General features: G+C 47.6%; 12 protein-coding genes. 7 read left to right on the forward strand and 5 right to left on the reverse strand.

Translation table 11 applies throughout. The annotated features are described in order from the left end of the window. Nucleotides 1-422 precede the first annotated feature (422 nt). A complete protein-coding gene (locus tag ACWB0I_RS09145; RefSeq protein ID WP_479387753.1) occupies nt 423-860 on the reverse strand; it encodes a methylglyoxal synthase in 438 nt (145 codons plus the stop codon). Between the two features lie 185 nt (nt 861-1,045). Here ACWB0I_RS09145 and ACWB0I_RS09150 point away from each other — a divergent pair, with 185 nt between their 5' ends. The 7 genes from ACWB0I_RS09150 (at nt 1,046) to ACWB0I_RS09180 (ending at nt 16,523) form a co-directional block, all read left to right on the forward strand. Then, nucleotides 1,046-2,008 carry an SPFH domain-containing protein gene (locus ACWB0I_RS09150; RefSeq protein ID WP_479387754.1) on the forward strand — a complete coding sequence of 321 codons (963 nt, stop codon included), beginning with the start codon at nt 1,046-1,048 and terminating at the stop codon, nt 2,006-2,008. Between the two features lie 70 nt (nt 2,009-2,078). Next, nucleotides 2,079-7,640, forward strand: a complete 5,562-nt coding sequence (locus ACWB0I_RS09155; protein WP_479387755.1) for a pyridoxal phosphate-dependent aminotransferase — start codon at nt 2,079-2,081, stop codon at nt 7,638-7,640. Between the two features lie 129 nt (nt 7,641-7,769). Then, a complete protein-coding gene (locus tag ACWB0I_RS09160; RefSeq protein WP_479387756.1) occupies nt 7,770-10,907 on the forward strand; it encodes an FG-GAP-like repeat-containing protein in 3,138 nt (1,045 codons plus the stop codon). 151 nt (nt 10,908-11,058) lie between these two features. Beyond that, on the forward strand, nt 11,059-12,501 hold the full coding sequence (locus tag ACWB0I_RS09165; RefSeq protein WP_479387757.1) for a sigma-54-dependent transcriptional regulator: 1,443 nt from the start codon (nt 11,059-11,061) through the stop codon (nt 12,499-12,501). Nucleotides 12,502-12,609: 108 nt separating this feature from the next. Next, entirely contained in the window at nt 12,610-13,080 is a 471-nt protein-coding gene (locus ACWB0I_RS09170) for an HAD family hydrolase (protein WP_479387758.1), read from the forward strand. 936 nt (nt 13,081-14,016) lie between these two features. Continuing rightward, on the forward strand, nt 14,017-15,048 hold the full coding sequence (locus tag ACWB0I_RS09175) for a hypothetical protein (protein ID WP_479387759.1): 1,032 nt from the start codon (nt 14,017-14,019) through the stop codon (nt 15,046-15,048). Between the two features lie 26 nt (nt 15,049-15,074). After that, nucleotides 15,075-16,523 carry an OmpP1/FadL family transporter gene (locus ACWB0I_RS09180; protein WP_479387760.1) on the forward strand — a complete coding sequence of 483 codons (1,449 nt, stop codon included), beginning with the start codon at nt 15,075-15,077 and terminating at the stop codon, nt 16,521-16,523. An 87-nt stretch (nt 16,524-16,610) separates the two neighbouring features. On the opposite strand, the gene ACWB0I_RS09185 is transcribed toward ACWB0I_RS09180, so the two are convergent. The 4 genes from ACWB0I_RS09185 to ACWB0I_RS09200 all read right to left on the reverse strand — a co-directional run bounded on the left by ACWB0I_RS09185 (nt 16,611) and on the right by ACWB0I_RS09200 (nt 22,935). Beyond that, nucleotides 16,611-17,366 (reverse strand): succinate dehydrogenase/fumarate reductase iron-sulfur subunit, encoded by a 756-nt coding sequence (locus ACWB0I_RS09185; protein ID WP_479387761.1) that lies wholly within the window; start codon nt 17,364-17,366, stop codon nt 16,611-16,613. A gap of 11 nt (nt 17,367-17,377) precedes the next feature. Next, nucleotides 17,378-19,288 carry a fumarate reductase/succinate dehydrogenase flavoprotein subunit gene (locus ACWB0I_RS09190; protein WP_479387762.1) on the reverse strand — a complete coding sequence of 637 codons (1,911 nt, stop codon included), beginning with the start codon at nt 19,286-19,288 and terminating at the stop codon, nt 17,378-17,380. Next, entirely contained in the window at nt 19,285-19,980 is a 696-nt protein-coding gene (locus ACWB0I_RS09195) for a succinate dehydrogenase cytochrome b subunit (RefSeq protein ID WP_479387763.1), read from the reverse strand. Before ACWB0I_RS09195 ends, ACWB0I_RS09190 begins: the two co-directional genes overlap by 4 nt. A gap of 420 nt (nt 19,981-20,400) precedes the next feature. Beyond that, nucleotides 20,401-22,935 carry a SpoIIE family protein phosphatase gene (locus tag ACWB0I_RS09200; RefSeq protein ID WP_479387764.1) on the reverse strand — a complete coding sequence of 845 codons (2,535 nt, stop codon included), beginning with the start codon at nt 22,933-22,935 and terminating at the stop codon, nt 20,401-20,403. Between the last annotated feature and the right edge of the window lie 389 nt (nt 22,936-23,324).

Below are 23,324 nucleotides of genomic sequence, written 5' to 3' on the forward strand. Positions count from 1 at the left end.
CGCTCCGCGTATCGGTTGAAATGACAATTTGTTGGCTTCAAGCGCACCGTAACTCAAGCTTTAGCTCGAGCCCTCCACCGGCAGAAACAATTTTCCCCTGGCCCCGATTTTCGTGGAGAAGGTGGCAGGAGGTGGGAACGAAAAAGATGCAACCTGTTGGAGCGAAGCGGAAATCCCGATCTTCGAGGACAGGCAAAGCATTCATAGAGTACGCAAAGATTGCAAATAGAAAATTTCAAAATATCTTAACATATCACAGTAAAACTCAGCAAAGCGGCACAATTTGCTCCCCCTTCCCTAGTATTAAAAGAAGGGAAGGGGGCGGGGGGGTTAGGATCTTCTGCATAAAAATTTTCGCATCCCGCTTTAGCGGGATAGATCTTTTAAGGGAAGTATTCTACAAGTACAGCCTCTTACCTGTTCTACAGTTTTAAGCGAATCTCCTGTTGATATGGTTGCTCCATCAAGGTCGAAGAGATCAAGAAATCTGCTGTGGACCGATTACAGGCCGTGGGAATATTGTACAACACGGCAATGCGTAACAAGGCCTTTACATCCACATCGTGCGGCTGGGCTTCCAACGGATCCCAGAAAAAGATCAAAAAATCGATTGCACCTTCTACAATCTTAGAGCCGATTTGTAAATCGCCCCCTAAAGGGCCGCTGTTAAAGCAGTGGATCGGCAGGTTCAGCCGCGATTTAAGCAGTGAACCAGTTGTGCCTGTGCCAAATAACTGGTGCTGACTCAACAAATCTTTATTAAATTGAACCCATTCCAGCAGGTCCTGTTTTCGGTTGTCATGGGCCACCAGAGCAATCCGCTTTTGTTTGGGCATCAGGCGCATTTCTGATCCGGCCATGGCCATCTCCTTTTAATGCGTTAATTTGTAAAAATATGCAGTTATTAATTAAATAAAATTGCATTTAAAGAATAAATTTTAAATATTTCGCAACAAATATCAAATAAAAGATGGAGTAAAAAATCGATTTGCCCCAGGGCCGGTTTTTGTTTAGGTTCTAAAAACAATAAAAAATGGAGAGCATCATGGGTGCTGTTTTCCTCATCATTGCTGCAATTTTATTCCTGATTCTACTTTACGAATTTCGTCTGCGTCGCCCGGACCAGATTATTCTGGCCGATGTTGGCGGTAAAATTGTCCGGCGACGGGCGCGTTTTTATCCCAGACATTTTAGCCTGGCCATTCCGGCTACTATTCACACATCGGTCTGGGAGTTTGAAAGTGAAGCCCGTGGCAAACTGCCGGTGAAAGTCAAGTTAACCACCACCACAGCAGCCGACGAAGACAATTTGAGCGCTCTGGTTCGCACAGGAGGATGGGAAAAGAGTCTGGTTCAAAAGGCCAGCCAGGAATTGGGCCTTTTTGTTCAATCGCTTACCGGAGGCTTTTGCCAGACCCGGGAAATTGAAGAATTGAATAGCAAAGACCTGCAGGATTTTTTGCTTAAAAATTTGAGTAAAGAGGCAGAACGGTTGGGACTAAAACTGATTGGGGTCAATATTCAACTCATTGAGCCGCTGGACAGTGAAATTGCCGAAGCCATGCAACAGCAAGAGGCCGCCCGAATCAGGGAAAAGACCGAAAAGATCAATCAAAAAGCCAGATTAGACGCCAGCCGTTACCGCTTTGAAACCGATGAAAAAATCAGGCGGTTCGAGCATCAATTACAGTTGAAACAACTGGAGCTCAAAAGGGCAGAACAGGAAAAAGAGGCCGAGCTGGCCCGCTACCAGGTGGAGCAGGAGCTGCAGCGCCGACGCCTGCAAATGGAAATAGAACAGGAAGAGTTAAAAATATTTGAACAACATCCGGAGCTCATTTTGCTTTCGCCGCAGGTGGCCCGTCTGGCAGAAGCCAGCCAGCAGCTCAAAAACGCCAAAACCGTGGTCTCCCTGTCCGCTAATGATCAGCAAAAAAGCCTGAACCTGTTGGAGCTTATTGGCCAGACCTTGCAAGACGTTTTGCAGTCCAGAGCCAAGTCGAAGTAGTAAATTTCATTTGTTTAAGACCGCTTTAAAAAGTAAGGATGCGAATCACCACCAGTCGTAATCTGAAAACATGAATGAAGACCCTTTTAAACTAAAAGCATTAAAAGCAGCCAAGGTTTCGGAAATCAGTGAAGCCACTTCGGCCGCGCCGGTTAAAGAGGCCGAACGCGTTAATTTCCATATCGGGCATCCCATTCAGGATGAACGGCTGACGCAGCGCTTCCGGCAGCTGGTGTTTCAGATTGAGGATCCGGCAGCTCTGGCAGATGAAGCGGCTTTTGAGCGCTATTTACGCGACCAGCAAGTCGATTCGCGGATGATTGAACAGGCTAAATTCATCTACCGCACTATCCCGCTGTGCAATCCTTACATGGCCCGTGGCGGGTATTCCTGGCGCAATCCCGGCCCCCTGATTCATTACATTAAACAGTGGTTTGAACATGAGCAATTAGAGACCATCACCTATGATATCGGGCAAAAAAGCGGGCGCAAAGAATTAATGTTAGGCAGCGGAGGCCCTTTAGAAAACTTACGGATTTTCTTTTTTACCCTGAACCACTATTTGCAGCGAGTTCCGGCCAGCGTGTTGTTCTACCAAATGGCGGCTCCTGTTTTTAGCGACGATTTTGGGAACCTGCAATTTTTTAATCTGCCCCCTGCTGAAATGGACGCTTTACGCGTTCTTTCCGAAATGGTCGCCCGCGAATCCGCCAGGCCGCATTTTTTAATTTTAGGAACCATTCCAGGTGAGCCGTTCAGACGCCAGGTACGGCAGTTGAGTTTGCAACATCCTTTGTTCATTGTCGAAGCCAATAATGCGCCCAACCATTTGTCCCTGGCCCGCGAAGCCCTGCTGGAGCAACGCGTTTTGCGCTTTTTAACGCCTGCGGTGTTTCATCCGCAATTAGCCGAGCTTTCGACCATTATTGCTGCCGGACGGGCCGATTACATTCAGCACCTGGAAACCATCCATTTTCAATTAAAAGGAACCCCTTCGGCGCCCGAAGCTGAATTGCTGCATTTTTTACTCCAGCGGACTCCCGAAGCAAATGAGCCGAACAATGAAACGCCGGAATTTGACAACTCAGAGTTCACAGCCGCTCAACAGGTGCGTCAGCAGGTCGAAGCACGCGTTCGTAGGGCAACGGAACTCATAGCCAGGCAAAGCCGTCGTCTGGAACACCAACTGGAGGCTCTCAGCGCCAGAGCGACGGGCTATTTCCCTGATGCGTTACACTCTGAATTATTGCAATCAGCTCCCTACGATGCGCTGGCCGGCCGGAAAGCGTTGGACCTGATCGCGGCCTTCTTTGACAATCTGGCCCGGCCTTCCTGGGCGGACATGCTGGAACAAAATTTTTTGGACGCCTTTGTAGCCGTTCACCCGGAATACGATCGGGAAGCCTGTCTGGCGGTTAGCGGTTCAGCCCGCACGGCCCTGGGAGTTTTAGGCTTCCATGGGCCGATTAAAACGGTGGTTACCTTTGATCTGGGCTGGACTTACGAGCATTGTTTTCCTCAGGTTCATGTCCTGCCCATCAATCCCCTGGAAAATTTTACGGCCAGCGATGTCATTCAGCACCTGCAATCCCTCATTGAACAGGATCCAGAGATTCTACGCTCGGGTGCGTTAACCATCAACAATCCGCACAATGCCACAGGCGCCGTGATTCCTCAGGAAGTGTTACAGCCCATTTTTCAATGGGCGTTGCAAAGCGGTCTTTATGTCATCGACGATCTTTCCTATCAGAATGTCGGGCCCTGGTCCGAACCGCGCACCATTCCTTCTGCCCGTCAGATTGTAAATCAACTGATTAAAACAGGTTACCTGACGGCTGACGCCTTGAACAGGGTGATTACCTGTCATTCGTTGTCTAAAACCGACAGTTTTGCCGGCGCCCGCATAACGGTAATTGAAATACCGGATGCCAGCCTGCGTCAACAATTTGCCCTGCGCATTAAAGACATTCAAAAACACAGCTTACCGCTGCTCATTGCCTATCTGTTTTACCGTAATGGCAGCCATAAGGTAAACAATTACTGGCATTTTCGTAACCGTCTGTTTGCAGAACGCATGGCTACCCTGCAAAAGGCCATGAACGAACTTCCTGCCGATCGCAATCCGTTTGGCATTGAGATCATAGCTCCCCGGGGCAGCATGTACCCTTTAATGGTCATTCAAAAACTGCCTGCCGGTATTTCGCTGGATTCGCTGTCCACCGTCCTGGCCAATCAAGGTATTGGACTGGTGCCCTTGACTACATTTGCCCGGACGGCTGCTGGCTACCAGATGGCGCGCAAAGCCTTTCGGCTGACCCTCGGAGGGCGCATGCAAGGCGATCGTCTCTATTATATGACGCGCCGTGTGCTGATCGATCTGAACCGCATGATTGCCCAGGAAGCCAGCCTTTATCAGAAACAACGCCTGGCGCCGGAAATCCTGTTAGACCAGGCCCCCTGGCAGAGCCTGCTGGAGCAACTCTCTGCGCTTTCCGAACAAGAATTCCTGCGCCGCCTAAAACGGAACGGACATCCGCTAAAGGAAGGCGCAGACAGCTTTTTAAAACAATTTCTGCCAGAACGTCTTAAAAGCCTGGCCGACCAGTTCAAATCGCGTTTTTACATCTTTAAGCAATGGAGCCAGAAAGAGCAGGCTGAACAAAAACGATTGATGGCCCGGATTTTAGAACGCGAATTTTACAAAGATGGTCTGTCGGCCAGACAGGAGCGTTTTTTACAACGCCTGTTTGATCGGACGGTTCACCCCACCCAGATTTACAGCATCCGCGTGGACCAATTGGCCCGCCAGGCTATGGATCAGTTTTTAATCAAGGGACAGGTCGGCAAGTCATTACTAAAGAACCTGGCCAGCGCCCTGGTCGATGAATTTGGCGGCCAGGTCGTACCGATCAACTCCATTCAGGAGTCGGATGAACTGCTGTTGGATCTGGATGCCCTGATTGAGGCCGAGCACTTAGCCTTTTTACAGGGCAACGATGTTTTGCAAACCTTTCTCTCTTACTGGGGCGATTGGGACGGCAGCTCGCGCCCTTCCGGGCAGGGGCACCGTCTGGTGGCCGCCGTGTTGATTAAGAATGTGGCCCGGTTAGCCAGAATATTGACCCTGTTGCTCGAACTGGAGCCGGACTTAAAATTGGATGTCCAATTACGCGACGCCTTAAAGCACTTTGAACAAAGGCGTAAAAAGTTCTGGCAATTGCTCAATCAAATCACCTATTTGACCAATCAACTGGAAAAACGCTACCAGAGTTTGCTACCGGTTTCCATTCATCCTTCGCCCTGGCGCAAGGCTGGCATGAAGCTCCATCTGCTTCAGGACCCTTTGACCGTACTCTGGCAGCACAATGATCGCCTGGAGCGCAAAATGTTGAATCTGCGTCAGCAGCGCCGCGCTCAACTGGAATACTATTTTCGCCTAAATAAGCAATTGCGCAAAACCTTACATCAAAACATCGATCGTTTGCTTCAGCATCTGGATCATCCCGAATTGTTTTATCGGCTGGTTTTTTACCGGGATTTACTGCGGCGCTTTGTTTTAACGCCGCGCATCCACCAAAATCTGATTACAGCGCACGATGCCTTTGCCATTGACACAACGGTATTTAATCTGATGGAAATCAATGAATTGGGGGCCAGAGTTGGTAATCCGGGATTGATTCTGGCGCTGCAGGTCAGCATGTGCAGCGATCCGGATGCCATCATCCGGCTCGAGCAAAAACTGCGCGCCCGACGCGAGGCTATTTTGAGAGTGCAGGACAATCTGCCCATGCCTTACCTGTGGATTGTGCCTTTATTTGAAGAAATTCGCGTGGTGCAATCCATTGAAAGCCATCTGGATCGCCTGTGGACCTACGCCAGCAACCACCGATCGACCATGCAGAGCGTTGAACAACGGTTCAGAGAAATGCTCTGTGAAATTTTTGTCGCTGGTTCCGATTTAAGTCAGCAGGTCAGCCAAACCGTTGCTGCTTATTGGTACAGAGAAACGCGTTTTAAAGTTGTGCGCTGGTTGGCTCAAAAGGGCCTGGCCGGTAAAATTCGTCTTAAACTGGGCAGTGGCGAGCCCATGCAACGCCAGGGCGGCTTTTACGATGACCTGGGCAGTCAGCCGGCTTTCCTCTTAAACCGCAGCAATAAAGCACGCCTTGCTCAGGCCCTGCCGCCTTCGGCAGCCAGAGCCTGCGAATTTGCTGTTACCCCCCTGCGCGGCGTGCTGAGCAGCGGCGATTTGCGCACCTTCCAGAGTACGATTGCTGAAAAACTGCGCATGATCTCGGCCAGTGAACGGGCGAATTTTCTTTTTCAGTTCAAACAATTACAAACCTACTTCGAAGCTGAGGTGGCCAGAGCCAGCGAGCCTCTGGTCCAGACGCGTTTACGTTTTGGAGAACGCGGTGAAAAAGAACTGAAACGACTGACCATTGGCTGGAGCGATCCGCTTTTTGAAAAGTTCCTGCAAGCCCGGATGGAAAATTTCAGACAAATCGTCTATGGTCGGGATGAAGATATTGTGGGCATTCATCTGGCTTCCTATTTTATTTCACGCATGGTGCCGCCCTTCAGAGACCGGCCCACCGTGCGCCCCGGAAAAATTCAGACTGCCGATGTGGGCCAGCAGGTTATTGAACGATTGTCCCGTGTGCTGCCGCAATCAAAATATGGGACCATGTTGCGGGCCATCGGTCACAACCGGGCCCAGACTATGATTTTGGGCATTGCTCAGTTAACCACCGGCCTCTTCCGCGCTCTCCATGAATTCAGCCAGCAGCAACAAGCCTTTTTAAGCGCGCCCCTGTTGTTGCAGGAACGCATTTTGCCCCATTTGCCTGTTTACGAAATATTGCGCGAGTTGCGTTTGTACCAGGACATGGAGCTGCAATTCTGGTCTAAACTGGAATCCTGCTTTCCGCCGGGAAACAGCGCTCTCAGTTCGCTGCGTGAAGACATGGGATTAATCAGAACGTACATTCCCTTGTTTCAAAAAGAGTTGTTACGCCGTCACGGCCTGCTCGTGGCCGATTTCTTTGAAAACGGACATTTTAAGCACCATCTTTTACCTGCTTTGCGACCGGACCTGGCGGTTTTGTTGCAGCCGGATTTGTTTAACACGCGTCTGGAAAATCTGTTGCCTCTCATCAACCCTTTGCCTGCACAGGAGTGGCAGGATGCTGTACAGAGACAATTGCAAATTCCGGAACAAATCAGGCACTGGCGGCAGAAAATATGGCAGTTGATTGAAGAGAAGGTGATCAGGCAGGTGGAAAGCTTTGTTCAACTGGCTCAGGCCATTGTCCAGCTAATGCAACAACAGGGCAGCGCAGAAAGCAACCTGCCGGTAAAACTTCCCCAATTTCAACGCAGCCTGGAACAGGTTGCCGCCGGCTTGCAAACCATGAGCGATGAAAATTTACGCCAGTTTCTGCTGGCGGCCGTGGAATATCTGACTCAAACCCAGCAACGGGGAATGCAAATCCCCATCAATGTTCTGCGCGCCCTGCACGACGTCGAACGCATTGTGCAAATCGAAAGCCAGCCCCTGAGCGAAAAAGAACAGGAAGAGTTCCGTTTTTACATTCTACAAATCGCCCGTCTGACCGGTGAAAACGGTTAAACAGCTCCATTAATCTTCAGGAACACAACGGCTTAACCCTTTCACTTTGTTGCGCATTTACTGCATTTCTATTTGTTTCTGTCCGATTAAATGTGTAAATTTTGTTTACACTTAAACGGACTATTCAAAATGAAACGGATCGTTTTTCCTGGCTTAATAGCGGTCTTGCTCTTTTTTTACCAGGCAGTTGCAGCGCAGCAGCAGGCCTATCGTTTATTGCAATCCAATTTAATTTCCGGCTTGATTCCCGATATTGAAGACGCTTACGGCGTTTCTTTTCTCGACCTAAATCAGGATCGTTACCCGGACATTTACATTACCTGCTTCCGCAATTTGAATCGCCTGTTGATTAACAACGGGGGGATCATCCCATTCATTGATCGTACGATCTACTCCGGCCTGGGAGGCGATCTGATGCAAAAAGGGCGGTCCAATCTGGAATTAGCCGCCTCGTTTGCCGATTACGATAACGATGGCCTGCCCGATCTCTTTCTGGCCGGTTGGGGAAAGACCTTTCGCCTGTTTAGAAATCTGGGGCATGTGCGTTTTAGCGACCAGACCGCCTCCCTGAATCTGCATGGCGTGGTGGATGCCAATCAGGGCATCTGGTTCGACGCCAACAACGACGGCTACCTCGATTTGTACATCACCGATGAACACAACAGCAATCGATTTTTGGTCAACCAGAAGAATGGCACTTTTAAGGAGCAAATCTGGAGCGAAGAGTTGCTGGATTCGGCTACCAGCCAGGGCGCTTTTGCCGCTGATTTTGATCAGGACGGCGACATGGATCTTTACGTGTGCAACTGGTTTACAGGAGATTACTTTTTGCTGAATGATGGGCGCGGCTTGTTTAGTCTGGCCCGCTTACCTTTACCCACCTTAGATAAACCTTACAATTCAAATTCGGCCAGCGCAGCCGATTTAGACAACGACGGTGACCTCGATTTGTTGGTGGCTACGCGGGACGGCTATCTTTTTTATTACCGGAACCAGAGCCGCGATCACAAGCTCTTTTTTGTAAGCGATACTCTCCAGCCCTTTTTCCGAATCGGGCAACCGGTTTACGGCGTGTTGTGCGCCGACTTTAACAACGACAGCTATCTCGATCTGTTCATTGCGGTCAATGGCCAAAACCGTCTGTACATCAATCAGGGCCAGGGGCGTTTCCTGGTCGAATACGATTCGGATCATCACCAGAACTACAGCACCGGGTCGGCCGTGGCCGATTTTGACCGCGATGGCGATCTGGATTTGCTGGTTGGGAACAAAAAGTCCTTTAGCCAGATTTATCTGAATCCCGTCAATGACCACCGTTCTGTGACGTTGAGCCTGATCGGCGTCAAGAGCAATCGCCAGGCGATTGGCGCCAGAGTCTTTTTAAGCGCGCAGCGTGGCGAGCAAACCATTTCGCTGGGCCAGCGTCTGGTCACCTGGCAGGCCGGTTATTTTTCTTCCCAGGCTGCGGCTTTGCATGTGGGAAGCGGGCATTTTACTGCGCTTAAAGCCAGAATCTATTTCCCCTCCGGGCGCCTGGTTGAACTGGATGATCTGCAACCAGGCCATAACTATGTGGTTTATGAATATCCTCCTACTTTAGCCCGTTTGCTCCTGTTAACCAGGCGAACGGTTTTTTTTCTTAAACAAAAACAAACCTGGTACACCCTGGGTTTAATTGTATTGCTCATTTTAATTTTAATCACCTACACACAGCTTAGTTTGCGCCGCTACCACTTTTCACCAACTGTGCTGACCTTTCAGTTTATTTTGTGGTTTACAGTGGCTGTGGTGCTGTTTGTCGGTTTGTACCAGAAGCCCATTTACATGCCCTTAATGGCCCTTAATGCCTTTTCATTGCTCAGTCTGTTGACGACCTTTTTGTTCTCTGAAAGACAAAGAAGGCGGCGCCTGGAACATGAGCAATTTCGCCAGGCATTGCAAAACCTGAGTCAGGGTATGTTGCAGATTCATGATGAAAAGGAATTATTTGAGAAAGTGATTGCCGTTCTTAAAACAAATTGCGAGCTGAAACATGTGCGTATTTTCCGGCGCAAAGGTCAGAAACATTTTTTGGTCTTCCCACAAAATAAGGTGCTGAAATTTAATTTTAAATTTACTGCCGGAATTCAAATTTTAAAGGAACCTTACCTGTTTCAGGAAAACGGCCGCGCCATCCGGTTTAATGTGTGGGTGCCCATTTCCATCGGCCAGCAACATTTAGCTCTGCTGGCTTTTTACATGATGCATCCCAACCATCCCATCGCCCGGCAGGATCTTCAAATGATCTACCAGATTGCCAATCAGATGGCCATCACCCTGGAAAACATCTATTACATTGAACACACGGCCCGTTTAACGCGTCAGGTTACCGAAGTGCGACTCAAGGAAAAGTATCTAAAACAACTGGAAGAAACCAATCGCCAGCTGGATGAAAAAAATAAGGAGCTGACGCGCCTTTTTAAAGAATTGCAAAGCAAGGAAGCACAGCTTATTCATTCAGAAAAGATGGCCGCTTTAGGGCAGCTGGTAGCCGGCATTACACACGAGATCAATAATCCAGTAAGCTTCATCTACGCCAATTCCAGGGCCTTGCAAACCCTGTTACAGGAAATTGAAAAGGTGTGGCAGGAAATGCCCGATACTTTACGTTCCAGATATGGGGCCCGCCTGGCTGAGATTTTTTCGGACATTCGAGGCATCATCACCGACAACCTCACCGGCAGCCAGGCCATTAAAGATCTGGTTTTGCAATTGAAAAACTTTTCAAGAATTGATCAGGCAGAATGGAAGGAAACGTTTGTGGTGGAGGGCCTGGAAACGGCTCTTCGGCTGGTGCGCCACCAGATAAAAGACCACATCGAAGTGCGCAAAAAATTTATGGCCAATCCCAAAATTTACTGCAATCCGGCGCAGCTCAATCAGGTGTTTGTCAATCTTTTACTCAATGCCATTCAGGCCATTGAAGAGCGTGGTACCATCACCATGGCAAGTCGCCTGAACAACGGTTGGCTGGAAATCCTGATTTCGGACACGGGTAAGGGCATCCCTGGAGATGTTTTGCCTAAGATTTTCGATCCCTTTTTTACGACTAAGGAGATCAATCAAGGCACCGGCCTGGGTCTGAGCATCAGTTATTCCATCATTCAAAAACACAATGGCAGCATTGAGGTGAAAAGCAAACCAGGCCAGGGCACGACATTTATCATTCGCTTACCGCTACAAAAAAGGGAACAAGATGGAAAGGCAGACCGAGCGTCGGAAGCGTAAAAAATCTGGCTGTGGCCGGAGGCTACCGGGGCCATGCGCTGGAAACGTCGTTTCAGGATTTTGGATCGGTATTCACGGCATTCAAGATCAGGATGCGCATTATGGTAAAAAGGTGTTATGATTAAGTAAAGTGATTAAGGAGCAGGTGACCATGCTGAATTCGGATGAAAACATTTTGATTGTGGACGATCAGCGGGAAATCTTGAACAGTTTAAAGCGTTTGTTTAAAAATGAGTTCAACCTCTTTGTGGCCGAGAGCGGGCAGCAGGGCCTGCAGTTTGTTCAGGAAAAACCGTTCGCTGTGGTGGTTTCAGATCAGCGCATGCCTGGGATGGATGGCGTAACCTTCTTAAAAGAAGTCAAAGCCATGCAGCCAGAAGCCGTTCGCATTTTACTTACGGCCTACGCAGATATTGAGGCAACCATTTCGGCAATCAATCAGGCGCAGATTTTTCAGTACATCGCCAAGCCATTTGAGCCGGAAGAGTTTAAGCAAATTTTGCAGAATGCGTTGCAACACTATCGCCTGATTCAGGAAAACAAACGCCTGCAACAGGAACTGGAAGAGGCCAACAAACGTCTGCTCAACGAAAATCTGATCCTGAAACAGCAGGTCGAACACCAATTGGACCTGGGGGAGTTTATCGGCAGCAGCCCGGAGATTTTACGGATTTTAAAACTGGTTAAAAAGGTGATGAATACGCCAACCACTGTGCTGTTGCTCGGCGAAACGGGTACAGGGAAGGAATTGCTGGCCAAAATCATCCATTACAATAGCAATCGTAAAGAGCGGTTGTTCGTGGCTCAAAATTGTGCTGCCATCCCCGACACGCTTTTACAGAGCGAATTATTTGGTCATGTAAAAGGCGCTTTTACCGGCGCCGTACGCGACAAAAAGGGATTATTTGAGCTGGCAGACAAAGGAACGATTTTTCTGGACGAAATCGGAGACACCTCGCCAGCCTTGCAATTGGGGCTGCTACGCGTTTTGCAGGAAGGCGAAATCCGGCCCCTGGGCTCCCACCAGACCAAAAAGGTCGATGTTCGCGTTATTGCCGCTACCAATAAAAAATTAGAGGAAGAAGTGAAGAAGGGGAATTTTCGGGAAGACCTGTTTTACCGTTTGAGTGTCTTCCCCATCGAATTGCCTCCTCTGCGCGAACGAACCGAGGACATTCCGGACCTGGTTCAGCATTTTGTCAAAAAATACGCCAGACGCATCGGTAAAAAGGTGCCGGGCGTAACGGATGAAGCCCTTAAGCATTTGCTGCAATATCCTTTCCCTGGCAATATTCGCGAACTGGAAAATGAAATAGAACGCATGGTTACACTGGCTGATGATGGGCAGGCGCTTGGCGCCGATTTGCTCTCTCCCCGCATTTTAAATCAGAGCAAGCTAAATATCAGCTCGCAAAACTTGCAAAAATTGCCGCTGAAGCAAGCGCTTTTTCAGTTAGAAGATGAAATGATTCGCCAGGTTCTGGGCGCGTGCAAAGGCAACATTTTACGCTCGGCACAAAAATTGGGAGTTAGTCGGGTCGGGCTGCACAAAATGCTCAAACGACACAATATCGATCCCGCGCAGTTTAAGTAATCGTTTCATAAACAGAGAGGCGCTGGCGCTATCTTCCCCGATCTGGCTCAAAAAATAGAAAGGATTTTCCGAACTGATTGAACAGCCACTTTTTGAGAAAGGGACAAAATGATCGAAGTCGATATCCCCGGATACGGAAAACTTACTTTACACTACCTGGTAATGGATTACAATGGCACACTGGCCATTGATGGCCGATTAATTGAAGGGGTTACCCCCCGCTTATTGGATTTGGCCGAACACCTGAACATTCACGTTATCACTGCCGACACCTTTGGACTGGTGCGCAGCTATCTGGCGGATTTTCCTCTCCGCATTAAAATTATTGCCTCCAGCGATCAGGGTCGGCAAAAGCGGGAATATGTCCGGCAGCTGGGGGCCGCGCAAACCGTAGCCATTGGTAATGGGCGCAACGATCGGTTGATGCTTAAAGAGGCCAGGTTGGGTATTGCTACCATCCAGGCCGAGGGCAGCGCCGGAGAGGCCATCCGTACTGCTGATATTGTCGTAACGCACATCAATGAGGCGCTTGATTTACTAAAAAATCCATTAAGATTGACCGCCACTTTAAGAGATTAGTCGCTGAATTGACGGGGCCCCGTACTCAGGACAACAACTCCGTTCACGATTATTTCGGGAAGCAAAGCGATCTTTCAATGTTGCTGGACGTAAGTAGCAACCTCTTTAGAATACTCCCCTCAAAAGATCTAGTCCCGCTACAGCGGGATGCGAAAATTTTTGTGCTGTTTGAGGAAATAAAACAGTTGAATTGTTGAATGGTTAAATGGCCTGTCCGGTGGCCAGACCTGTCAGGCTGCGCTTTGCCAGACTGGTGGGCCCGTCCTACGGCCGGACAAGCCTGTTCCCAAGGATCGGGATTTCCGCTTCGCTCCAACAGGTTGCATCTTTTTCGTTCCCACCTCCTGCCACCTTCCCCACGAAAATCGGGGCCAGGGAAAAATTGTTTCTGCCGGTAGAGGGCTCGAGCTAAGCTCGAGTTACGGTGCGTTTGAAGCCAACTAATTGTCATTTCGACCGATGCGCGGAGCGAAAGCGACGTGCAAAGTGGAGAAATCATATGGCGAAATATCTTCCCCGAACATGTCATCCCGGCCGAGCGCAAGCAAGAGCCGGAACCTCTTTAATCATGTAAGGCATTCTTCCTCCCGCTGAAGCGGGAATCAGAATGATAATCAGCACCATTTAACTATTCAACCATTCAACTAATTAACTATTACACTCTTAATTCTTAAACACATACAATTTTCTGCGCCAGCGGAAAATTTGTCCTGCAAGTGTAAGAGATTCTTCCTTCCGATAAAAGATTTGGCCAGGTTTTGGAAGAAAATCTGTTAACTTGGTTTACAATATTATTTAATTGCAAACAATGTAAACAAAAATGTGTGTGCAGCGTTAAATAAAAAGGTTTGAACAACAAGGCATTTGGCCATATATTGTTGATGGCACAATATTTGTTATTTAATAATCTGAAAAAAACTAAATGAGGTGACTGCCATGAGAACCATAAAAATGTTAGCCCTGCTCATCACGGGCCTGCTGTTGGTTACATCATGCTATACACAATTGGCTTTTGTAGAACGTGATGATTCCCTGAAAGGGGATTATTATTATCCTCCAGCCGACACAATTTACAGTGATCAGGGGGCCCCGCTCATCGTTCAGAACTTTTACGATTCACCCTATGATTTTGATTTTGGAATGCATTGGGGGTTTTACGCTGATCCCTGGTTATGGACAGATTTATACTATCCTTATTCTCCGTATTGGGGTGTGTTTTATCCGCTTCGTCCTGTAAATCCATGGTTATGGTATCCTGGATTTATCGTTTACGACCCATGGTATTGGGACTACTACGATCCGTGGTATTGGCATCCGGGGCCTGGTTACACTGTACCTTATGGACCGCGTCCGTTTGCCAGGGGAGGTTCCTTATTACGCGGTGGTGGCAGTAAACGTGTCCGATTGAGTAAAACGTCCGGTAACGACCACGGTGTTGGAGGTTCGTCATTCTTGCCCACCCGGGTTTCCGGAACGGTTATATCCAGTTCGGATACACGCCGCAGTGTGCGTAGGAAAGTCGATTCGGAAACCATCCGGCAAACAACCTCGCGTACTGTTTACCGCGACCGTACCACTTCGCGCTCCGTTGTAAAAAAAGGTAGCTCGGATCGTATTACAAAAAGCGGAAAAACGGTTACCAGGCGAACGGGCAGGCATGAACGGAAATACTATCCGATCACTAAAATTCGTTCTACAAAGCCCAAAAGCGCTGTAAAGCAGCCCAAGGCAACGCCCAAACCCTATCTTAGAACAAAGAGCAAAACGTCCACAAGGCATTCGGGGCATTCCCCTTCGACCTATTCAACGCGGCGTTCTTCTTTCGGGTACAGCCCTTCTTACCGTTCGCCTTCCCGAAGTTCAGGTAGTCGTTCGGGCACGGTGCGTTCGAGTGCGGGCTCTTCACGCAGTACCTCGCGGTCTGCAACCAGAAGTAGTTCAGGGCGATCCGGAAGTCGGAGAAAATAGTGATTAAAGCTAAGGAAAGGTCAGGAATGAGAGCGCTATTCTTGTTTTGGATTATGTTACTTACGAGCGGAGTTCTTGCTCAGAATGTGGAAGAGGCCGCCAATCTGGTAGAAAATGAGAGCGGCTTTGGGGCCAAGGCAGCGGCCATGGGAAACGCCTTTACGGCTGTGGCGGATGATTATTCGGCCATTTACTGGAATCCGGCCGGACTGGCGCAGATTAAAATGCAGCAAATCTACGGCTCCTTAAACCATTTAAAACTGCAAACCGATGCCACTTACTTAGGGCACAAATCAGGCCTTAATCAGGGTTTTACTAAATTTCAGAGTTTCGGTTATGTTTACCCCTTTCCGGTAAGGCGTGGGAGTTTGGTATTGGCCATTGGCTACCAGCGCATCAAGGACCTGAACAGTCTGGTGCAGTTTTCAGGTTTTAACAGCAAAAGTAATGATCTGGCCTTTTCCATATACAATGATCTGGGTTACGATGGTTTAATCTTGCCTTTTGATCTGGATTTGAACATTTCCCAAAATATTAAAGAAGAAGGGCACCTGTCTCAGTGGTCGGTTGGAGGCGCCATTGATCTGTCACCCGACTTTTCAGCCGGGGCGACTATCAACCTGATTGGCGGAGGTAGCGATTATCGCTTAAAATATTATCAGGAAGACGCCAAAGGGACCAATGCCTACGATATTTACGACAACAACAATCAGTTAATCGAAAATTTCTATTACAATTATTATCAGATTGAACAGCTCATCTCTACAGATTATTCAGGATTTGAAGTCAAGGTCGGCGGTTTGTGGCGCATGGATGATCGGCTGCGCATCGGCGGGAACATCACCTTTCCTGTAAAACTTTCGGTGGATGAAACCTGGACCTATTCCGATGAATTGTCCTATGACATTTATTCCATTCCCGAAAACCAGACCTACCATTTTGTTGAACCGTACGATAGCCTGGGTAAATTTAGTTACAACATTAAAGTGCCTTTCAAATTTGATGTAGGCATTTCCTATTCATTAAGAAATTTATTGCTTTCTGCCTCTGCGCGCTATGTGGACTGGACGCAATTGAAATTAGAGCGAGGCGACAATACCTCGTCCTGGTACGAAACCTACTTTACGCGCCAGAATGATCAGGTGCCCCTGATTTTAAGAGACGTGTTTTCGTATGCGGCCGGCGCTCAGTACAGTCTGTTTAACGGTCAGCTGGAGCTACGTGCCGGCTATCGTTATGTGCCAACTCCAATTAAAGGTCTGGACAAAAAGGCCGATAAGAGATACTTCACGGTTGGAGCAGGGCTCAGGACGGGTGAGAACACGCAGATTGATGTTGCCCTGATTCATGGCCTGTCTGAAAATGTGAAATATTACCGCTACGATTGGGACTATGATCAGAGTTTAGAGCCCATGCAGACGCGGGAAAAATATCAAATGGATCGTTTGCAAATAGGAATTCGTTTAAATTTTTAGAAACATATCAAGGCCCCTGAAAAAAAAGGCCTTCCGCAGGGATGTGGAAGGCCTTTTGTCTTTTAGGTTACTATTTTTTATCGGATTTTATTTGAACATGGATTTCCAGTATTCGCGCCGCATGCGGGCAATAGCTGTAATGGAAATTTCCTTGGGACAAACGGCTTCGCACTCGCCATGATTGGAACAAGCGCCAAATCCTTCTTCATCCATCTGAGCCACCATGCGTTCTACGCGCCGGGCCGCTTCTGGTCGGCCCTGTGGCAACAAGGCCAATTGTGAAACCTTAGCCCCGACAAACAACGCAGCAGAAGCATTGGGACAGGCAGCCACACAGGCGCCGCAACCAATACAGGCAGCCATGTCCATGGCCTCATCGGCTTTTTCTTTGGGCACAGGAATGCTCAGAGCTTCTGGAACGCCGCCGGTTCGTACCGAGGTGTAGCCACCTTTGGACATGATGCGATCCAGTGCGCTGCGATCGACCACAAGGTCTTTAATGGGCGGAAAGGCCCGGGCGCGGAAGGGTTCAACTACGATGGTATCTCCATCTTTAAACATGCGCATGCGAATATCGCAGGTGGTCATGCCACTTTGCGGCCCGTGGGCAGTGCCGTTAATTACAGCGCCGCACATACCGCAAATACCTTCGCGGCAATCGTTGTCAAATTCGATGGGTTCTTCGTCTTTTTTGATTAGATCTTCGTTTAATACGTCCAGCATCTCCAGAAACGACATATCCGGATTGACATCTTTAACCAGATAGTTTTTGAATTCACCGCGTGAATTGGCATCTTTTTGACGCCAGACTTTCAAATGTATGGTTAAGTTTTTCTTTTCCATAGCCTGCCTCCTTACTTGTAGCTGCGTTGGGTGGGGGTTACATATTCAAACTTAAGTTCTTCTTTGTGTAATTCCCAGTTTCCAATGTCTTTGAATTCCCAGGCGGCCACGTAAGAAAAGTTTTCATCGTCGCGCAGGGCTTCACCTTCGGGAGTCTGGCTTTCTTCGCGAAAATGCCCCCCACAAGACTCGGTACGATGCAGGGCATCAATGGCCATCAATTCACCTAATTCCAGAAAGTCGGCCACTCTGCCGGCCATTTCCAGATTTTTGTTCATGGTGTTCAGCTCTCCGGCCACACGTACATTGTTCCAGAACTCTTCGCGGAGTTTTTTAATTTCTTCGATGGCTTCTTTTAGACCCTGCTCGTTGCGCGACATGCCCACCTTATTCCACATGATATCGCCTAATTCACGATGGAATTCTCGAACTGTTTTAGTACCTTTAATAGAAAGCAGCTTGCGGTAGCGCTGATCGGCTTCGGCCATGGCTTCTTTAAAGGCTTCATGTTCTTCATTCACTTTTTCCAATTGCGTGCTGGCGAAATAATCGCCAATGGTGTAGGGGATGATGAAATAGCCGTCGGCCAGTCCCTGCATTAATGCGCTAGCTCCCAGGCGGTTTGCGCCATGGTCAGAAAAGTTGGCTTCTCCCAACACGAACAGACCGGGGATGGTGCTCATCAGGTTGTAATCAACCCATAGCCCCCCCATGGTGTAATGAACAGCCGGGTAGATGCGCATGGGAACTTCGTAGGCGTCCTCCCCGGTGATGTCTTTGTACATTTCGAACAGGTTTCCGTAACGCTCTTCAATGGTTTTGCGGCCAAATTCTTTGATAGCATCGCGGAAATCCAGATACACAGCCTGGCCCGTTTCACCGACCCCGCGTCCTTCGTCACACACCATCTTGGCATTGCGCGAAGCCACATCGCGTGGTACCATATTGCCGTAGGTGGGGTATTTACGTTCCAGATAATAATCCCGTTCTTCCTCGGGAATGTCATTGGGATGTCGTTTGTCGCCTTTGTTCTTGGGCACCCAAACACGACCGTCATTGCGCAAACTTTCGCTCATCAAGGTCAGCTTTGACTGATAATCGCCGGAGCGCGGGATGCAGGTTGGGTGAATCTGAACATAGCAAGGGTTGCCAAAAAAGGCGCCTTTTTTGTGCGCTTTCCAGATGGCTGAGGCGTTGGAATTAATGGCATTGGTGGACAGATAATACGTTACACCATATCCACCGGTAGCCAGAACAACGGCATCGGCCCAATAAGCTTCCAGTTCGCCGGTAATCAGGTTGCGAACCACGACGCCCCGTGCTTTTTCATTGATTACAACCAACTCAACCATTTCGCGCCGGGGTAGCAAGCGCACATTACCTTCATCTACCTGGCGCATTAAAGCCCCATAGGCTCCGAGCAAAAGCTGCTGCCCCGTTTGACCGCGGGCGTAGAATGTTCTTGAAACCAGGGCTCCGCCGAAAGAACGGTTGGCAAAATATCCACCGTACTCACGGGCAAAGGGCACACCCTGGGCAACGGCCTGATCGATGATGTTGTTGCTCACTTGCGCCAGACGGTACACATTGGCTTCGCGTGCGCGATAATCTCCGCCTTTGATGGTATCGTAAAACAGGCGCCAGATACTGTCGTTGTCGTTCTGGTAGTTTTTAGCCGCGTTGATTCCGCCCTGGGCAGCAATACTGTGCGCCCGACGCGGAGAATCCTGAATGCAAAAGGTCGTTACTTTGTAGCCCAGTTCTCCCAAAGAGGCTGCTGCTGAGGCTCCAGCCAGACCGGTACCAACGACAATAACAGAGAATTTGCGCTTATTTTTCGGACTCACCAGTTTTAAATTGTTTTTATGAATATCCCATTTTTCTGCTAATGGGCCGCTGGGAACTTTTGAATCTAATTTCATAATGCGCCTCCTCTCGTGAAGTAGATCCAGATCGGCAAGAAAACAAAACCAAATGAGATGATGATGGCGTACAGAACACCTACAGTGTAAATGAATGAAGTAAACCATTTACTGCCCAGTCCCAGTGACTGAAATGAGCTCCAAACAGCGTGGCTTAAATGAAAACCAATCAAGACCATAATGACAACGTAAAAGGCTACATTCCATGGATTCTGGAAGAATTCAATAACCGTTTGGTAAAGGTTTGGAATTTGATGCGTAAACCCTTCCGGCGTGTACATGGTCACGTTTCCATATTTGAAATGTAACAGATGGAAAATGAGGAAAACAAAGATCAAAATGCCGGTGTAGATCATCGTTACTGAACCAAAAGAACGTCGGCTTTTTCCCTTAGCCCAGGTCACCATGGAATAGCCCTGAGGCCTGGCTCGCCAGTTTCCGATCTGGACCCAAATCCCGTAAACCAGATGGGTTAAAAGGAAAAAAACAAGTAAAAATTCTGCTAGATAAATGAACTCCCCCGTTTGATGTGTCAAAAAATACGAGTACTTGTTAAATGGATCAGGATTTGAACTGAGTAATTGCAAATTTCCCAAAAGATGAATGAGTAAAAATCCTGTCCAAACCAAGCCCGCAATGCTCATAAAGATCTTCTTTGACAATGAAGATGTCAGGATCATTTTGAATCGCATAGGCCAACTCCATATTTATGGTTACAGTTTCCGTTGAATGTTTTGTTTTAATTAACCTCTGTAAAAAATCTTTTTCCTTCCAATATACCACTTTTAACAAATTGGAGCAATAATTATTTCGCCTTTTTCTTTGCGCTCTAAACAGGTAATTTTCAAAAACCTTCATTCCGTTTATTAATCTGGTTGGTATTTTTTAACAGGTAAATGATGCGTCGTTAAAATTTATCTGAGGATACTTTCGTTAAAAGATTTAACACATTAGCGCGCGGAAATTTTTGTGCTGTGGGAGGAGACAAAACTGTTGAATTGTTGATTTGTTGAACGGTTGAATGGCCTGTCAGGCTGCGCCTGCCAGACGGGCCTGCCCGGCAGCATGACGGGCGCCCTTTGCGGTTTTTTAAAAGTAGCGACTTTGCTGCCTTAGATTTTGTGTAAGATAAGAATGGTTTGATCATCAAATCGTGGTTGTCCCTGGTAGAAGTCTTCTATGTCATGCTTAAGGCACTCGATCATCTGTTGGACTGAAAGCGCCCCACAGCGAAGAAGCTGTTTTTTAAATCGTTCTTCACCATAAAGAAGGGGGGTAGATGAAGGGTCTTCTCTGGCCGCTTCAGTAAAGCCATCTGTGTACAGAACTAACTTATGATCGGGATGTAATTTAATTTGCCCAACTTCCAGGTTTTGCCTGAGAAGTTGACCTGAGGGGGTCATGCCAATGCCTATGCCATTGGTTTTTATTTCAGTAATGATCTGGCGATCATCCTGTTTTTTAAGAATAATGGGAAATGTGTGCCCAGCTCTGATAAAGTGAAAACGGTTTGTTTTAGAATTCAAAATACCGATGGTAGCGGTAACAAAGATGTTGTTCTCCAGCACTTCCTTTCTTAAAAAATCATTCAAATTCAAAACAAGGCTTTTTAGATTTTTTATATTGGGTCGGGAAAAACGCAATAGGCTGATCAGTTGTGCCATATAAAAAGCGGCGGACATGCCCTTGCCGGAAACGTCGCCTACAGCAATTAAATACTGCTGTTCATCAATGGGGAAGACGTCATAAAAATCGCCACCCACTTCATTGGCTGTGGTTAGGTCGGCAGCCAGCTGGTAGCCTGGAATCGATGGTAAACGGGCAGGCAACATTTTCAACTGAACATCGTGGGCAATTTTTAATTCCTGGTCCAGACGCTCTTTTTCGGCGGCTTCTTTCATAAAACGTTTCAATTCGCGGGACATGCGGTTAAAATGGGCTGCGAATTCTGTAAATTCATCGTCCCCTTGCAGTTTAATATGGTAATCTAAATTGCCTGCCGAAATGGCCCGTACCGCTGCTCGTAGCTGGTCAATTCGCTTCACGATCAATTGATTAATTTCAGCGCCTAATTTAACCACGCGCTTGATCACTACCGAGTTGATCAGGAAAAACAGAAAGATGAGTACCAGGAGCACCTGCGTTAAAAAATTCCACTGGAACAAATCCTGTAAATCATAATAGATGTCCATGGCAAAATACGTATTGGTTTTCTCCAGCGGAAAGATGATTCGGCCCACAATAAGAGGATAGCTTTGCATGCGGCTCCATTTCAGGAAGCCTCTATTACGGTCTCGGCTAAGTGTCGGCGGCCAGATGACCACATCATGGCTTTTGTTTAAATTGGTGAAGGGATTGATCAATCCCAGAGGATTAATGCGGATGGTGCCGGATTGCCAGAAACTTAGATGGTAAAAATACGACAGAAAAGACTTTGGCTGTAATTTGTAAGCCAGAATTCCACTACCAACGATTAATCTGGTTCGTGAAAACAGGGTTTTTAAAAATAGGGAATCCACCTTTATGACATAGAGCGAATCTTTGTCCAGCTGCGGAGCTCGAAAGAACAAAAGTCTGGTTGGTTGACTCTTTTCATCCAGAGTATCGAGTAAAGTTACAATGCTCAGGTCTCTGTTAAATACCCTGGAATCGTGTGTTTTGTCGTACAATTCATCGAGACTGATGGTTTGGACACGGACTTGCTGGGATGGCTTATGGGCTGTCTCACGACATAAGTTGTAAATTTCCTGGCGCAGGTTGTCGGCCTGCCATCCGGAAATAAACAGAAAGAAAATGAATAAAAGTAAAAATAACTGCACAAATTGGGGAATGGTTGATTGAAACAAACTGGCCATCCATAATTTTCGGGAGATGGGAGCGTAATTGTAGATCAAAACAAGCGGTATTTTGAGCAGCAGAACAACCAGATAGATTTTGGCCAGGTAGTAGAGGAAAAATGGCCAGGAATAGGTCCAGAATCCCTCTTCTGCCGAGCTGGCCATTTCCCGAAATTGGTCAAAAAAGGGTGGCCGTTGTAATTGAACATAAAAGACGAAAGCCAGCAGAAGGTAAATGCCCAATTCGGCTCTGGAAAGCTCTTCTAACCAGTGCGTTCGTTTAAAAAGTGAGATGAAGAGTAGTAAATAAAAAATCGTGCGCGCAATTGACGGGCCGTAAATGAGGAAAAAATGGGAGAAAATCAGATAGAAAAAACCGAGTAACAGATACCCGGAACTTCCTCTGGATTCATGAACGAAAAATAAGCCAATAGACCAGGCCATTACTAACCAGATGATTTGCAATAGGAGGCGATATGGATAAGATAGCAGAGTTTCTGTTTGTGGAGATGCCGGTAAAATATTGAGCATCGTATTTTGAAGAAAAGCGCCCGTGAAGAAGATGAAAAGCAGCAGGGCGGCATGGGGCCTGATTTTTTGCTGGATAATTGCATTGCTTTTAGTCCAGAAAATAAACAGAGCAATGAGGAAGAGAAAATTTGCGTTTTTTGGACTAAGCGGCCCTCCAACGCTTAACAGGAATAAAAGGGCAAAGATGGTCAAATACCATAGTAATTTTCGGGCCAAGGCTGGCTCATCGCGCCAGAACTGTTTAAACGACTGCCCGTTGAACCATTGTCCAATTTTCATTTTCTTTGAAACCGCCAAAGTAAAGAATTCCGTTAAAAGTGAAATCGCATTTTCTAATTACGTCAATTTAGGCAACAAGATTCAAAAAATCCTAAAAAAATGAACGCAGTGGAAGAAAGCGAGAGATTTACCAGCGTATTTCCGTTTCGAGTCCGGTTACGGGGAGCAATGTGTTACTCCCAGGTGCCGAGTGATTGCCACCTAAAAAAACATTCCCTTTGAAAGTTTGCTAAAACCACGTGGGCGATGTAGGATTCGAACCTACGATGCTCAAGACCAACTGAGTGATTTTTTTTCAATAAAAAGAGTCTACCGAATTGGCAGGCTGAAAGAGTGTGGGCGATGTAGGATTCGAACCTACGACCCTCCCGACTTGTCGGGATGCTCAA

The organism is Caldithrix sp., from assembly GCF_056497305.1.